13 protein-coding genes and 2 pseudogenes are annotated in these 14,113 nt (G+C 39.3%); 12 read left to right on the top strand and 3 right to left on the bottom strand.

The annotated features are described in order from the left end of the window. The first annotated feature begins 7 nt into the window (after positions 1-7). The 10 genes and pseudogenes from QFZ72_RS15610 to QFZ72_RS15565 all read left to right on the top strand — a co-directional run. Positions 8-1,498, top strand: coding sequence for an o-succinylbenzoate--CoA ligase (locus tag QFZ72_RS15610; RefSeq protein ID WP_307434911.1), 1,491 nt, complete (start codon positions 8-10; stop codon positions 1,496-1,498). Position 1,499: 1 nt separating this feature from the next. Further along, the gene (locus tag QFZ72_RS15605) at positions 1,500-1,919 is read left to right on the top strand and encodes a MaoC family dehydratase (protein ID WP_373464588.1); all 420 of its coding nucleotides are present in this window, start codon (positions 1,500-1,502) and stop codon (positions 1,917-1,919) included. After that, on the top strand, positions 1,919-2,929 hold the full coding sequence (locus tag QFZ72_RS15600) for a 3-oxoacyl-ACP synthase (RefSeq protein ID WP_307434909.1): 1,011 nt from the start codon (positions 1,919-1,921) through the stop codon (positions 2,927-2,929). The genes QFZ72_RS15605 and QFZ72_RS15600 overlap by 1 nt, the downstream gene beginning before the upstream one ends. Beyond that, positions 2,926-4,773, top strand: coding sequence for a 6-bladed beta-propeller (locus QFZ72_RS15595; protein ID WP_307434907.1), 1,848 nt, complete (start codon positions 2,926-2,928; stop codon positions 4,771-4,773). Before QFZ72_RS15600 ends, QFZ72_RS15595 begins: the two co-directional genes overlap by 4 nt. Positions 4,774-4,803: 30 nt before the next feature. Continuing rightward, complete coding sequence (locus QFZ72_RS15590; protein WP_373464698.1) at positions 4,804-6,006, top strand: substrate-binding domain-containing protein; 1,203 nt, start codon at positions 4,804-4,806, stop codon at positions 6,004-6,006. Positions 6,007-6,075: 69 nt separating this feature from the next. After that, positions 6,076-6,849, top strand: a complete 774-nt coding sequence (locus QFZ72_RS15585) for an ABC transporter ATP-binding protein (RefSeq protein ID WP_307434905.1) — start codon at positions 6,076-6,078, stop codon at positions 6,847-6,849. Next, a complete protein-coding gene (locus tag QFZ72_RS15580; protein ID WP_307434902.1) occupies positions 6,827-7,531 on the top strand; it encodes an ABC transporter ATP-binding protein in 705 nt (234 codons plus the stop codon). Before QFZ72_RS15585 ends, QFZ72_RS15580 begins: the two co-directional genes overlap by 23 nt. 20 nt (positions 7,532-7,551) lie before the next feature. Continuing rightward, a complete protein-coding gene (locus QFZ72_RS15575; protein WP_307434899.1) occupies positions 7,552-8,421 on the top strand; it encodes a branched-chain amino acid ABC transporter permease in 870 nt (289 codons plus the stop codon). 41 nt (positions 8,422-8,462) lie between these two features. Next, positions 8,463-9,416 (top strand): branched-chain amino acid ABC transporter permease, encoded by a 954-nt coding sequence (locus QFZ72_RS15570; protein WP_307439796.1) that lies wholly within the window; start codon positions 8,463-8,465, stop codon positions 9,414-9,416. Between the two features lie 31 nt (positions 9,417-9,447). Continuing rightward, positions 9,448-9,780, top strand: a pseudogene (locus QFZ72_RS15565) (recombinase family protein); the annotation flags it as partial. A gap of 156 nt (positions 9,781-9,936) precedes the next feature. Here the strand turns inward: QFZ72_RS15565 and QFZ72_RS15560 are convergent. Next, complete coding sequence (locus tag QFZ72_RS15560) at positions 9,937-10,299, bottom strand: hypothetical protein (RefSeq protein WP_307434897.1); 363 nt, start codon at positions 10,297-10,299, stop codon at positions 9,937-9,939. Between the two features lie 747 nt (positions 10,300-11,046). On the opposite strand from QFZ72_RS15560, the gene QFZ72_RS15555 reads away from it, so the two are divergent. Next, positions 11,047-11,262: a hypothetical protein gene (locus QFZ72_RS15555; protein ID WP_307434894.1), complete on the top strand. Its 216-nt coding sequence runs from the start codon at positions 11,047-11,049 to the stop codon at positions 11,260-11,262. 634 nt (positions 11,263-11,896) lie between these two features. Here the strand turns inward: QFZ72_RS15555 and QFZ72_RS15550 are convergent. Beyond that, on the bottom strand, positions 11,897-12,076 hold the full coding sequence (locus QFZ72_RS15550; protein WP_307434891.1) for a hypothetical protein: 180 nt from the start codon (positions 12,074-12,076) through the stop codon (positions 11,897-11,899). A gap of 350 nt (positions 12,077-12,426) precedes the next feature. Then, positions 12,427-13,143 (bottom strand): annotated as a pseudogene (locus tag QFZ72_RS29505) (DUF1259 domain-containing protein); the annotation flags it as partial. A gap of 487 nt (positions 13,144-13,630) precedes the next feature. Here QFZ72_RS29505 and QFZ72_RS15535 point away from each other — a divergent pair. Further along, entirely contained in the window at positions 13,631-14,107 is a 477-nt protein-coding gene (locus QFZ72_RS15535; RefSeq protein WP_307439793.1) for a DUF2975 domain-containing protein, read from the top strand. Positions 14,108-14,113: the final 6 nt, after the last annotated feature.

Genomic DNA, 14,113 nt, shown 5'->3' with positions numbered 1-14,113 from the left:
AAGTTCTATGAAAGGAATTGCCTATTGGATTCAGAAATGGGGAAACACACATCCAGATCGAATAGCGGTCATAACAGAAAAAGAAAAGGTGTCCTATAGGCAGCTGAATAGAATGATTGATTCAGCTGCTACAAAGATCCAGGAAAAACTTAAAGGAAAAAAAGGGGAACGAATTGCCATTTTATCACACAACCGGATTGAGTACATAGTTCTTCTTTTTGCGATAGCTAAAACAGAATGTATAGCGGTCCCTTTAAATATTCGATTAAGCGCGAAGGAACTTATTTTTCAGCTGAATGATAGCGGCTCCAAAATGATTTTTGCAGAAAAAGAAAATGAAGAGTTTGCAGCATCCCTAATCACGCATACTGCTCTGGAAAACTTGGAGTTTTTAGAAGAATTATTTCAAGAAGAGGGTTCTCCTGTCAGCAGTTCTTATTTTGAAGAAAAGATAGACGAAGAGACTCCATTCATAATTTGCTACACCTCAGGTACAACCGGTAAGCCAAAAGGAGCGGTTTTAACACAAGGCAATATGTTCTGGAATGCCATCAATAACAAGCTTGCTATCGATCTAACGTCGGAGGACCGTTGCATCGTTTTGCTTCCTCTGTTTCATATTGGAGGAATCGGGCTATTTGCGTTTCCGTCATTATTTTCAGGCGGAACGATTGTCATTCCAGGGAAGTTTGAACCTGAAAAAGCGATATCTATGATAGAAAAACAAAAGGTAACCATTGTGATGGGTGTTCCGACGATTCACCAGGCATTGCTCACTAGTCCGGCTTTTCAAAGTGCAGATTTGAGCGCAGTCCGCTGGTTCTATAATGGAGGAGCACCATGTCCGCATGAATTAATAGAAGCTTATTTTGATAAAGGATTTTTATTCGGCCAGGGCTTTGGAATGACAGAAACGTCTCCTACTCTTTTTATGCTTACAAAAGAGGATGCGCCACGTAAAAAGGGCTCTATAGGAAAGCCAGTTTTATTTTCCGAATACAAGCTGATAGATTCGGAGGGCAGTGAAGTTGAAAAAGGAGAAGTTGGTGAGCTGGCAGTTAAAGGGCCAAATATAATGAAAGAATATTGGAATCGGCCTGATGCAACAAATGATGCAATGAAAGATGGGTGGCTGCTGACAGGAGATTTAGCGAAGGCGGATGATGAAGGATTCCTATTTATAGTGGGCAGAAAGAAAGAAATGATTATTTCTGGAGGGGAAAACATCTATCCGCTTGAAGTGGAACAAGTTATCAGCCAAATAAAAGATGTTGCCGAAGTAGCAGTAGTTGGGCAGGCTGATCCTCATTGGGGTGAGGTCCCCGAGGCTTTTATTGTAAAGAAAAATGGAAGCGCTTTAACAGAGCGTGATGTCCTCATATATTGCAGAGAATATCTAGCAAAATATAAAAATCCAAAGAAAATTACTTTCTTAAATGAGCTTCCGAAGAATGCAACTGGAAAAATTCAAAAAACACAACTCATAGGAAGTAGGTGAAGTGGTGAATAGTTATAGAATTGGCCAGCAAGCCTCCTGCTGCAAAACGATTACAGAAACAGACTTTGTTCTGTTTGCAGGAATAAGCGGTGATTTCAATCCGATCCACATTGATGGGGAATACGCCAAAAAAACGAGGTTCAAACAGCGTATTGCACATGGTTTATTGACCTCAAGCCTATTATCACAGCTTTTAGGTGTTCATCTCCCAGGAAAAGGTTCCATTTATGTAGAGCAGAGCATCCGATTTAAAGCACCAGTATTTATAGGCGATACGATTACTGCAAAAGCAACTGTTCAAGAAATTGAACAGGAGAAAAGAATTATGACGCTGCTGACAGAGTGCTTTAATCAGGATGAGACACTAGTATTGACGGGTACTGCCAAGATGATGGTACCTGAGGATGGAGGTGGAATTTGATGGGAATCGGCATTGAAACGACAGGAGCCTTTTTTCCTCCTGGAATCGAAACAGCGAGCGACTTGGCTTTAAAGACGGGAATACCCGAACAGGTGATTATAGAAAAATTCGGTTTATTTCAAAAGTATGTTGCGGATGAGAGCATCCATGCTTCAGACCTTGCAATTGCTGCGGGCAGGCAGGCAATAGAACAGTTTGACCCGCTATCCATAGATGTGGTGATCTACTTTGGCAGCCCGCATAAGGATTATTACGTCTGGTCAAGTGCACCGAAAATACAGCATGAATTGGGTGCTAAAAATGCATATGCTTTTGAAATCATGAATGTCAGCTCTTGTTTTCCTATTGCCTTAAAGGTGGCAAAGGACATGATTGCTTCAGACCAATCGATACAAAACATCCTGCTAGTGGGAGGATGTAAAGAGTCTCAAATCGTAGATTATTCTAACCCGCGGTCTCGTTTCATGTTCAACTTTGCGGATGGAGGCGCTGCTGCACTGGTAACAAGAACTTCCTCTCAGAGTGAAATACTAGAAAGCGCCATACTGACAGACGGCTCTTTTCATGACGATGTACGGACGCCTGCTGGGGGATCCAAACATTTTGCCAGCGCTGAAACCGTCGAAAAACGCCTTCATTATATTGATGTTAAAGACCCATTATCGATGAAAGAAAGATTGGATCCTGTTTCTATTTCAAATTTTGACCATGTTATTAGAAAAGCACTTCATAAAAGCGGATATACTTCTCAAGATATTAAACTCCTATTGCCACTGCATACAAAACGTTCAATGTTCAAGGAACTTTTACACTCTCTAGAACTTCCAGAAGAAAAAGCAATATATCTCGATCACCATGGCCACATGTCTTCACTTGACCCCTGCATCGGACTGCATTTTGCCCAAGAACGAGGACTCTTATTACCTGGGGACATTGCTGTAACAGTTAGTGCAGGAACTGGATACACCTGGGCTGCTACGGTTGTTAGGTGGAAGGGAGAGAAAAAATGAAGAGAATAAAGCGAATAGTACTTCTCCTCATTCTATTTTCCTTTTTAGGAGGCAACAGCAGTTATACAGAAGCGTCCTATTACTTCCAGAATGCATGGGGAAATGAGACTGATCCTGCCAATCTGTTCCGGACACCTGTAGCTCTTGCTAAAGATAGCTTCGGTAATATTTACATGGCTGATATGGGAAATCATCGGATCGTAAAAATGGATTCTTCCGGGAAAATACTTAAGACATATGGATCGCTCGGAAATTCCCCGGGTCAATTTAATATGCCTTTTGGCATTGCAATTGATAGAGACGGCAATATTCTGGTTGCTGATACGGGAAACTATAGGATCCAAAAGTTCGATCCTGAATTCAATTACTTAAAAAGCTGGGGGGCAAAAGGGGTAGAGAATAGCCAATTCGGCTTTCCTAGAGAAGTTGCGGTAGATCAGCAGAATAATTATTACATCACAGATGAATTTAATCATCGAATTCAAAAATTTAATTCTGAAGGCCAATATCTTCTTACTATAGGTTCCTATGGTAAAGGCAATGGACAGATGGCGTTGCCTCAAGGCATTGCGATTAACAATAAAGGTGAAGTCTATGTAGCCGATACTTACAACAATCGGATTCAAGTGTTTGACCAGAACGGCAGCTTTAAACGGAAAATTGGCGGTCTTGGACCAGGAACAGGCTCTTATCAGTTTTACCACCCAAGAGGAATTAATTTTGAACCTAAATCTGGAGCTTTGTATGTAGCGGACACCTATAATAATCGAATAATGAAATTTGATGAATCAGATCGGTTTGTTTATACAACAGGGATTTTTCCAAATTTAGTTTATCCTAATCAGATACTGCCGGATGAGGATGGAGATTTATATATTACCGATACAGGCAATAACCGAATTGAGGTGTATAAGGAAATCGGTCTGAGTGTCTCTTATAAAATGTCTATTGGCATTGGAAGATACGGAGACAAACAATATGCAGGACCTTTTGATATTCAAAGTGATTCAAAGGGGAATGTGTTTGTATCTGATTCATTTAATCACAGAATCATGAAATATAACTCAAGCGGAAGTCTGATCAGTAAATGGGGGAGTATGTACGGTACTGGAGGGCCTTTTGGCTATGGCAGTTATGCAGGTCAATTTTTCGTACCAAGACAGATAGCTGTTGACCGCTATGACAATGTGTATGTTGCAGACTCGGTCAATCACCGTATACAAAAGTTCTCTAATTCAGGGACATTCCTTACTGCTTACGGCTCTTTAGGAACATTAAGCGGATATTTCCGTTTTCCTAGTGGGGTGGCTGTTGACAGTACAGGAAATATCTTTGTATCTGATTCTGAAAATAATCGGATCCAAAAGTTTAATCCCTTTTTCGTTTATATGAAAGAATGGGGAAGAAAAGGGACAGGAAATGGTGAATTCTCTCAGCCTATGCAGCTCGCAGTTGACTCTAAAGACAACGTTTATGTGGTTGACCGAATAAATAATCGGATTCAAAAATTTGATAATAACGGCCAGTTTATTGCTAAGTGGGGAACAAACAACGGAAACGGCAACCTGGATCCGCTGGAGAATTGGGGTGAAGGACCGGGAGATTTGTTTTTACCTACTGGGATAGCTATTGATGAACAAGACCGTGTATATGTTACCGACACTTCAAACAACCGGATGAATGTCTATGATGAGATTGGAAGATTTTTAGAGCATTTTGGTTCTTTCAGCGGAGACGACGGTCAGTTCTTCTCTCCTCAAGGTCTTGATATAGATAGCAACGGGAATATCATTATCGCAGATGGGCTGTTCCATAAAATTCAGTTTTTTAGAAAAGAAAATTAAAAAATAGGGGGATGCTTGGTGAAGTGTAATGTGCAAGGCTATAAATCCGTATTAACACTCTTTATTGCTCTCACTCTTTCATTCATCACAGGCTGTTCAGGAGACACTACAAGTTCAGAAGAAGAAACCATTAAAATTGGCGTTCTAGCTTCTTTAACTGGTCCGCTTGAGACGTACGGAAAGCAAACAGTAGCGGGATTTAAACTTGGATTAGAATATGCAACAGAGGGGTCAAATGAAGTAGCAGGCAAGAAGATCGAGTTTTTTGTGGAAGATACGGAAACGAAGCCTGATGTTGCTGTAAGAAAAGCAACCAAGCTCCTGGAAGAGGACGAAGTAGATTTCTTAGTCGGTTCTTCGAGTTCAGGAGACACGCTGGCCGTATTGCCGCTCGCTGAAGAATACGAAAAGATAATGGTAGTTGAGCCTGCGGTCGCGGATAGTATTACCGGGAAAAACTGGAACAAGTATATCTTCAGAACAGGGAGAAATTCTTCACAGGATGCAATCGCAGGGGCAGCAGCGATTGCTGAAAAAGATGTGCGAATTGCCACCTTCGCACAAGATAATGCATATGGAAGAGAAGGAATCGCTGCTTTTAAAGAAGGGGCAGAAAAGCTGGGAGCCACGATTGTGAATGAACAATATGCAGATCCAAATTCCACTGATTTCACAGCAAATATTCAAAGCATCATCAATGAAAAGCCTGATTACCTCTATATTGTTTGGGCAGGATCCAATGCGCCTTGGAAGCAGCTAAAAGACATGCAGCTGGAGGAACAGGGAATCAAAATATCGACTGCAGCACAGGACATTGCTTCTCTTAAAACAATGGATTCACTAATAGGCATGAGCGGATTTTCCATTTACTATCATACGCTTCCGGATAATGAAGTAAATGACTGGCTGGTTGAAGAGCATAAGAAAAAATTGGATGGAGAAATACCGGACTTGTTTACTGCTGGCGGAATGACGGCTGCCATATCAATTGTTGAAGCTCTCAAGAAGACTGATGGGGACAAAGATGTCGATGGCTTGATCAGTACAATGGAAAATATAGAGTTTGAGACACCGAAAGGAACGATGAAATTCCGGGCAGAGGACCACCAGGCCTTGCAGTCTCTGTATGCGGTAATCCTTGAAGAGCGGGAAGGCGTTGATCATCCAGTTCCGGTCCTTATCAGAGAATTGAACATGGAGGAAACAGAACCGCCGATAAGAAATGGCGAATAAATATTCAGAATAATTAGAATAAAGGAGTGAAATGCTGGTTCTTATAACTAACAAGGAGGTGTCGCCAAGATGGAAAAAATTTTGGAAACCAAAAACTTATCAGTTTCGTTTGGCGAACATGATGTCATAAAAGATGTGAATCTAGAAATACAGCGTGGAAAACTTATTTCCATTATTGGACCAAATGGTGCCGGCAAAACGACTCTTTTCAATTTATTAAGCGGCCAGATTACACCGACGAAAGGAGAGATCTATTTTAAGAACGAAAATGTAACAAGGCTATCGGTTCCATTAAAGGCTAGAAGGGGCATTGGCCGCTCCTTCCAGCTCACAAATATTTTTCCCGAGTTAACGGTTCTTGAAAATATCCGGCTCGCCATACAATCATCCAATAAAGATTTCTACTCGATCTTTCCACGGTTTTCGTTTATGGCTCGACAGCAGCATGAAGCAAAAGCTGTCATGAAAAAGTGTATGCTGAAAGGGAAGGGAAATGTACTGGCGCAAGATTTGGCACATGGCGAAAAAAGAAAACTGGAGCTGGCCATGCTGCTGGCTCTTAAAACGGAATTGCTTCTTCTCGATGAACCTACAGCAGGAATTTCAATCGAAGAAATTCCTGCCATCCTGGAAGTGATCGAGAATATAAAAAGGGAAGGAACTCACACGATCATTTTAATCGAGCACAAAATGGAGATGGTCATGCTTTTATCTGATCAGCTGGTGGTTTTATTTAATGGAGAGCTGCTAGCCAGCGGCAATCCTGAGGAAATCATTAAGGATCAAAGAGTTCAAACGGCATACCTGGGAGGCTTGCACAGTGAGTCTATTAAAAGTGGATAATCTAGAAACCTATTTGGGGCAATATCACATTTTACAAGGAGTGTCCTTTTCAGTAGAAGAGGGGAGCATTACCGTCCTTTTTGGGCGGAATGGAGCAGGTAAAACGACAACACTTCGCTCCATCATGTGCTTTAATGCATCAACTACTGGTTCTGTACACTATAACAGCCAGCTGATTAGCGGAATCTCCACACACCTGATATCCAGAAAAGGAATAGGATATGTACCTGAAAACCAGGGGATATTCAGCACATTAACAGTGGAAGAAACTCTTAGTTTAGCGCGCATTAAAAGCAAAGGAGAGACAGATGAAAAACTGGAGTGGATGCTGGAGCTTTTTCCGGATTTAAAGAAATTTTGGCGCAAAAAAAGCGGATTGCTTTCCGGCGGACAAAAACAGATGCTGGCAATCGCAAGGGCCTATATAAATGGAGATGGATTGCTGCTGATCGATGAACCAAGCAAAGGCCTGTCACCCATTATGGTCGAGAAGCTAATGGAATCAATCCTTAAAATGAAAGAAAAAACGACAATTTTGCTAGTTGAACAAAACTTTTTGTTGGCGAGCGAAATAGGCGATTACTTTTATATTATGGATGATGGGAAAATTGTACATGAAGGATGGATGGAGGACTTAAAAGAAGATAAAGAAACTTGCCAGAAATACTTGGGTATAGCGTAAGGAGCGAAGGGGGGCTGAAAATGGAAGTTTTTATTAATTTATTGGTAAATGGTGTTTCAACAGGGCTGCTTATATTCCTTCTGGCTGCTGGACTTACTTTAATCTTTGGGCTGATGAGTGTATTGAATTTTGCCCATGGAGGTTTATTTGTGTGGGGTGCCTTTTCCGGTACTTGGATCTTTAAGGAGACAAACAGCTTCCTTTTGTCGATTGCTGGTGCCATTGTGATCGGAATGGTATTGGGGTGGGTAATGGAAAAATTCCTAATCCGTCCTGTTTACGGAAACCATGTACGGCAGCTTCTAATTACATTAGGCGGTATGCTTGTATTATCTGAAAGCATCAAAATTTTCTGGGGTCCAAATCCGATACGTGTAAATCTCCCGCAATGGCTGGAAGGTAGCTATCAGTTTGATGGGATCATCATTATAAAATACCGCCTGTTTGTGATCGTGGTTGGACTCCTTCTTTACTTTGGATTATGGCTTTTGCTCAGCCGCACTCAAATTGGCCTTATGATCAGGGCAGGTGTTCTGGATAAGGAAATGGTTCAGGTACTTGGAATCAATGTGAAGGGACTTTTTACCTTTGTCTTCCTGCTGGGAGCGGCATTGGCTGCTTTAGGGGGAGCCCTTTTGGCGCCTTATTCAGGAGTTGTTTTTGCAGAAATGGGCATGAAGTATGCAATATTGGCTTTCATTGTTGTTATTATTGGAGGAATGGGCAGCTTGCAAGGATCAGCACTTGCTTCCTTGATCGTAGGAATAGCTGGAGCCTTAATGGCTTATTATATGCCTGATTTATCACTCGCTTTAAATATGATGCTGCTGGCAATCGTTCTATTAGTGAAACCAACTGGATTATTGGGAGAAAAGGGGAGTGCAGTATGAGAGGGCTAATTCATAAAGTGCCGCTATATTGGGGGTTCTCCATTCTGTTGTTAATGCTGCTTTTCCCCTTTGTCAACGACTCTCGAAGCATGCTGATTTTGTTTACGCAAATCTTCATCTTTGCTATTTTTTCCATAAGCTTTGATATTCTATTGGGGTATACTGGAATCGTTTCTTTTGGGCATTGTATGTTTTTTGGAATAGGTGCTTATAGTACAGCCCTTATTTTTAATCATCTGGAACCAACTCTAGTCAATTTCTTTCTAGGTTTATGTCTAGGCATCCTCCTGTCAGCTTTGGTGAGTTACATCATTGGCTTGCTGTCCTTAAGGCTCAAAAGCCATTTTTATGCGATGCTGACACTCGCTGTCTCACAGCTGTTCCTTGTTCTGGCAGAAAAGTGGCGGGGGCTGACACATGGCGGGGACGGATTTACATTCAGTGTTCCGGAAGTGTTCAGGGACCGCACTTCCTTCTATTATATAACCCTGCTAAGTGTAGCTATCATTTTTATACTGCTTAAGCTTTTTACCGAATCATCGACAGGGAAGGTGTTAAAAGCCATTTCGCAAAATGAGAATCGTGCAGAGGCGTTAGGGTATAAATCTCTTCATTATAAACTGATTGCCAGCGTAACTGCCGGAATAGCTGCCTCCTTCAGCGGGGCACTATATGCTGTATCACTGCGTTTTATCAATACAAATGTGTTCTCTATAGAAGTAACCCTGGATGCTCTCTTAATGACGATGATTGGAGGCCTGGGAACACTGGCTGGTGCCATTGTAGGAGCGGGGATTATTGAATTTTTAAGGCACTATCTGTCAGAGCTTGCAGCAACTTATCCTATTTTTGAACGATGGCCAATTATCCTTGGCTTCTTATATATTATTGTCTTGCTTGGCTTCCCTTCTGGTTTAGCAGGAGCAATTAGGAAATTACCTCTAAAAATGGGAAAGGAGGATAAAAAAGAGGAGAAGATGGAGAAGATTGCTTAGTATACGGTGTAATGTATATTGTTCTAGGAAAATAGAACTGAGTGAATCATTTAGCGATTTAGGCGTACATTTTGTATCAATTACTGACAGTATTGACACTTCAACTGCAATGGGAAATTTTTTCTTTCGTACAATGGCAAGCATTGCTGAATTAGAAAGAGATATTATTAGTGAACGAACAAAGTCTGGTCTGCAAGCAGCAAGATCAAGAGGAAAGAAAGGCGGTAGACCTACAAAGAAAGAATATAAAGTAGAAATGGCCGTTAAAATGTATAAGAGTAAGGACTATACCATTAAGGAAATTACTGCAGCGACTGGAATCAGTAAAACCTCACTGTATAGGTATTTGGACAAAGTTCAGTAGGGGCTGCCAAGTTAAGTTATTATGATAAATTACATTTTATGTAATCAATCCTTAAGGACCAAGAAGAATGGAACGTCTTATATCTTATGGAAGTCCTGAAACAGGTGTGTTTCTCAATGTTAAAAGAGGCCACTCACAAAAGAGTGGCCTTTCCTTTTAAGGTGTGAGTTCATCAATACGGACTAATTCTCTATGAACCAGACGATGAGCAGCTACAAGATTTTTGTTACTATCTTTACCAAATACACTAATTAATACAGCATCCGTTTCACTTCTTAGTTGAATTTGCATTTCGTATTGAACTTCAAGAGAAACATCAAATGTCCTAACAGTAGAAGATAATGGAGGTACAATGAATATAAACTGATTGATCAGCGTTTTTGCTCCATTTAGTGAGAAACCTTTGATATGAACTTCTGTAACTTCGTCTTGGTCATTATTCAGAACATTAATGAAAACACTTTCACTTTGCATCGGAAAGTTTTCCATTGGACCTGTAGAAAATATTTTTCTTCCCAATTTATCCTTCCTTATTTTCGAATATTAGTAATAGAAATCTATTACTTGTAGATATTATATGTTTGATTTATGTAATCTGAGAAAGGCATGTCCCCCACTCGATTAACACATTTCATAATAAAAATAGGCTTAATATAGGTTGTTGTAGTAGGACAACTATATAAGCTAAACTCCTACACAAACATAAAATGTATCATTCTTTAACTATAGGAGTGAAATATTGGGTAAATCTAAATGCAATTGTAAAAAATCACGTTGTGTTTTTGTATGTGTTTGAATTGCTAATTTATTAGAGTTTTCTATTTTCCGATCTCAAACTAAAGAGGGTTTGGTACTTGAAATTCAAAATGGTGTTGGTCAAGTATTAGCAACCTATCTTATAAACTCTGTTGACCTTGAGAATTGCACCATTAATGCTACGATTTTACCTTCTGGACAAAACGAAACAATCACATGTAATTATCTTGCAACCAAACAGTTTAGACTGATACTTGCAGGCTTATAATTAAACTTTTAATTTCAGCAATTGCATCCTCATTGGATGTCTTTTTTTATATTTATACTGCTTCTTTATTTTCACTACTTGTAGAAGCCGAATCTAAGTTCGGATCTGTCCTAAATGTATGCGGTGATTTAAAATAACAGCAAAGAAGATCGGAGGATGAACGCTATGGAAAGAACGGAAAGACCTCTAACATCCAAAGAGGTAACGAATCGTTTAAACATCAGTGACAGCACTTTAAGGAAATGGTGCCTGTAAAGGAAGGACTGCTTCAAATCATTGAGAATATGCGGGAGATAGAAAGAAAGCTCTCTGACATTCCGGCCAGCCCGAAAGTTCAGCACCGTGCAATGGGATATTTAAATGCAGAGGAATATTTTCAGCTAATCGAAATGCATTTCCGGCACCACTTACGGCAAAAAGAGCGTATCGATCAGTTTCTTTTAAAAGTAAGTAAGTAATTTATCTATATTGTTGAAGCAGCTTATTGACCGTCGTAATATCAGCAGGGGCCCAGTTGAGGGAGTCTAAAGAGCTGAGAGGGTGCCATTCAAGTTTTACGTGTTCTTTGGCGACTGATGTTCCTTCGAGCAACTTTGCTTCATAGGTAAGTAAATGTACAACAATGTTTAGATATTGGTGATAGACTTCTTCTTGGGTATGTTTGCATATCTCCAATAAGGTTCAAATAAATCTATATCTTGAATTTTTATAATGGGTTCATTAATGAAGATCTTCCACAATCGGGCGCGTTTATGGAGTAACAAAAAAAGCACAATTTCTCTATTTTAATGCAGAGAAATTGTGCTTTTTATTATTGGAAATCCGGATTTCCAAAGATACCCCTTCTTTGCTGTAATTATCAAAAACGATACTATGTGTGGTTATCTTATGGAGGTGAGGATATGCACAAATGTCGTTGTTGCCATGGTGCAGGCTGTTGTCGTTATTGTGGGCGTGGATGTCACCACTGTCAAGGAAGTGGATGTTGCCCTTGTTGTCACGGGGCAGAAGATGTGGTTGTTGTGGTGGATCAGGTGTTCAACCAATGTAAAGCTTACTAATTGTATTAAAACTAAAACATTATCTTAGGATTCACTTTTGACAAGCAGATATCGTTATTTTTATTAATTCGTCTAAGTGATTGATGACTTGTTGTTGTTTTACCGGAGCTAATCCTGAAATGTTAGCAATGATTTCTTTTCTTTTATCTTTCATACGTTGCATATATTCATCATCGATTCCGTGTAGTGAACACATGTTTTTATCAGACATTTTTTTCAATCCTTTCTTACTTACTAAGTACTTTATTATAATATATTAAATTGGTTTTTGTTCGTGATCAAGAACCCTACAGTATTTTGGTACACATTTAGTAGCTCCGACTAAAACCAGAGTAAAAGTTGAAGGAGAAGCCATAAACCTAATAGTTACAATAAATTGTTGCTCCTAGAGACAAAATTTTGGTTGCCTTAATGGCAACCTTTTAGCCTTTAAGGTAAATTAAAGTGTAGTGTTGCCAAACAAGAGCCAAATATTTGCAACTTCAACAAAAAAGGGCTCTGATAAAGATCCCTTTTTTCAACGAAGTTTGTTAATAATTTTTTTTAGAGGCTGCCAATATTTTAATTTTTTAATACTCTAAATGCATCTCTTACTTTTCTTGCAAATACAAGGGGGCTGTCATCTGTTGATTGGAAGTGCATATACATTGCACGAGGTTCCTCAAATAACCAATGGTTGTGAACGGCAGTAACGGTGATGTTTCGTCTTCGTAACTCTGTTAATAATGGATTTACTTCTTCCTGTAAAAGCACTGTTTCTCCTAAATTTAATACTTTTCCACCCCTGATTTCAAAGGTGAAGAATTGAGGATTCACTAGAGGTGATCTTGTTGGAACACCTTCTATAGTAAAATCAATGTCACGGAACTTTTGAACGAGACAAACATCTTGATCAGTTAACATACCTTCTCCACCAAGAATTTGGGCAAATTCTTGACATAATTTTTCTAGACTTCTTCGACTTAGTTTTTTAATAATGCCATTGTTGAAGAATTCTGGGTGGGGGTTCTTGATATAAATGCGTGTATTCAGCTTTAACCGAGAGATAAAATAAGCCTCTTTAACATGAATGGCTTGTAAGTCTCCTAAATCAAAGTAACCAAGATCACGTAAACATAAATCGCCTTTCTCAACAGTTCCAAGGCAGATCGTCCCGTAGGTTTTATCATTGTTCTTTCCTGGTCCTAGCTGTACGTTTAAAAATTGGCCACTTAATAAATCGTATTCCAATTGGATTTTCACCCCTGCAGTATTACTACTTCCTCCACAGCCTTGATAAAACAGCCTTTTAAGGGGTAGCGTCACATACCCATCAAGTTAAAGTTTTGTAGTACCACCAGAACGAAATTTTGGACTTTCTTGTAACTTATAAGCTCAATTTATCGTTTTGGTGGTGACCTATTTTCTTGGCTTGATGGGCATGGGGTATCGTCAGGAAAATGCACATTTACAACGATAAGCAATTTGATATAAGTCTTATGAGACATTATAAAGCTTAATTTAGACGCATTATGAATGTGTCTCAATAGGTTTATTCTATTGAGATTGTGAAGGTTTCTCCTTAAACTAACGGTAGCAGTTGAACAAGTTATAAATTGAATAGTTTAAAGTTATAGAGCATTTCTTGTAATGAGGAGTGCTTTTTATTAATTGAAGGAATATGATAATCGATAATAATATATTAAAAAGGAGCAAAAATTTATTGAAATTCAATAAATCATGTATTAAAATCAAATTGCAAACAATTTTTAGTGAGGTGCTTTTTATGAAACTAGGGTCAACACTATTTTTAAGGATGGCTGTTTTGCTAATTGGAACTCCAGTTCTTGCTTTATGTATATTTGGGTTACCTTGGATAGCTAATAATCCAGTAAATCCAGATTATGCCCATATACTATATCCCATTTTAATAGGTATGTATGTATCAGTGATACCGTTTTTCGTTGCATTGTATCAGGCTTTTAAACTTTTAAGCTATATTGACAAGAACCAAGCTTTCTCTGAATTGTCTGTAAAAGCTCTAAAGAATATCAAATTCTGTGCAATAACAATCAGTGGTTTGTATGTGGTAATTATGCCATTTGTTTATCTCGTAGCAGAGCTAGACGATGCACCAGGTCTCATCGTAATCGGAATTGTTCCTGCTTTTGCTTCAATGGTGATCGCAGTCTTTGCTGCTGTTCTTCAAAGACTTTTACAAGAAGCGATTAATATAAAATCAGAAAATGATTTAACGGTCTGAGGTGAA

The sequence above is a fragment of the Bacillus sp. V2I10 genome, assembly GCF_030817055.1.
Classification (GTDB): domain Bacteria; phylum Bacillota; class Bacilli; order Bacillales; family Bacillaceae; genus Bacillus_P.
The sequence above is the reverse complement of the archived record's forward strand: the minus strand, read 5'-3'. Positions and strand labels throughout refer to the sequence as shown.

Excerpts from the sequence above, each read along its gene's own strand:
- QFZ72_RS15610 (WP_307434911.1), top strand. The coding sequence starts at position 8 with ATGAAAGGAATTGCCTATTGGATTCAGAAATGGGGAAACACACATCCA.
- QFZ72_RS15600 (WP_307434909.1), top strand. The coding sequence starts at position 1,919 with ATGGGAATCGGCATTGAAACGACAGGAGCCTTTTTTCCTCCTGGAATC.
- QFZ72_RS15595 (WP_307434907.1), top strand. The coding sequence starts at position 2,926 with ATGAAGAGAATAAAGCGAATAGTACTTCTCCTCATTCTATTTTCCTTT.
- QFZ72_RS15585 (WP_307434905.1), top strand. The coding sequence starts at position 6,076 with ATGGAAAAAATTTTGGAAACCAAAAACTTATCAGTTTCGTTTGGCGAA.
- QFZ72_RS15575 (WP_307434899.1), top strand. The coding sequence starts at position 7,552 with ATGGAAGTTTTTATTAATTTATTGGTAAATGGTGTTTCAACAGGGCTG.
- QFZ72_RS15555 (WP_307434894.1), top strand. The coding sequence starts at position 11,047 with ATGGTGCCTGTAAAGGAAGGACTGCTTCAAATCATTGAGAATATGCGG.
- QFZ72_RS15550 (WP_307434891.1), bottom strand. The coding sequence starts at position 12,076 with ATGTCTGATAAAAACATGTGTTCACTACACGGAATCGATGATGAATAT.
- QFZ72_RS15535 (WP_307439793.1), top strand. The coding sequence starts at position 13,631 with ATGAAACTAGGGTCAACACTATTTTTAAGGATGGCTGTTTTGCTAATT.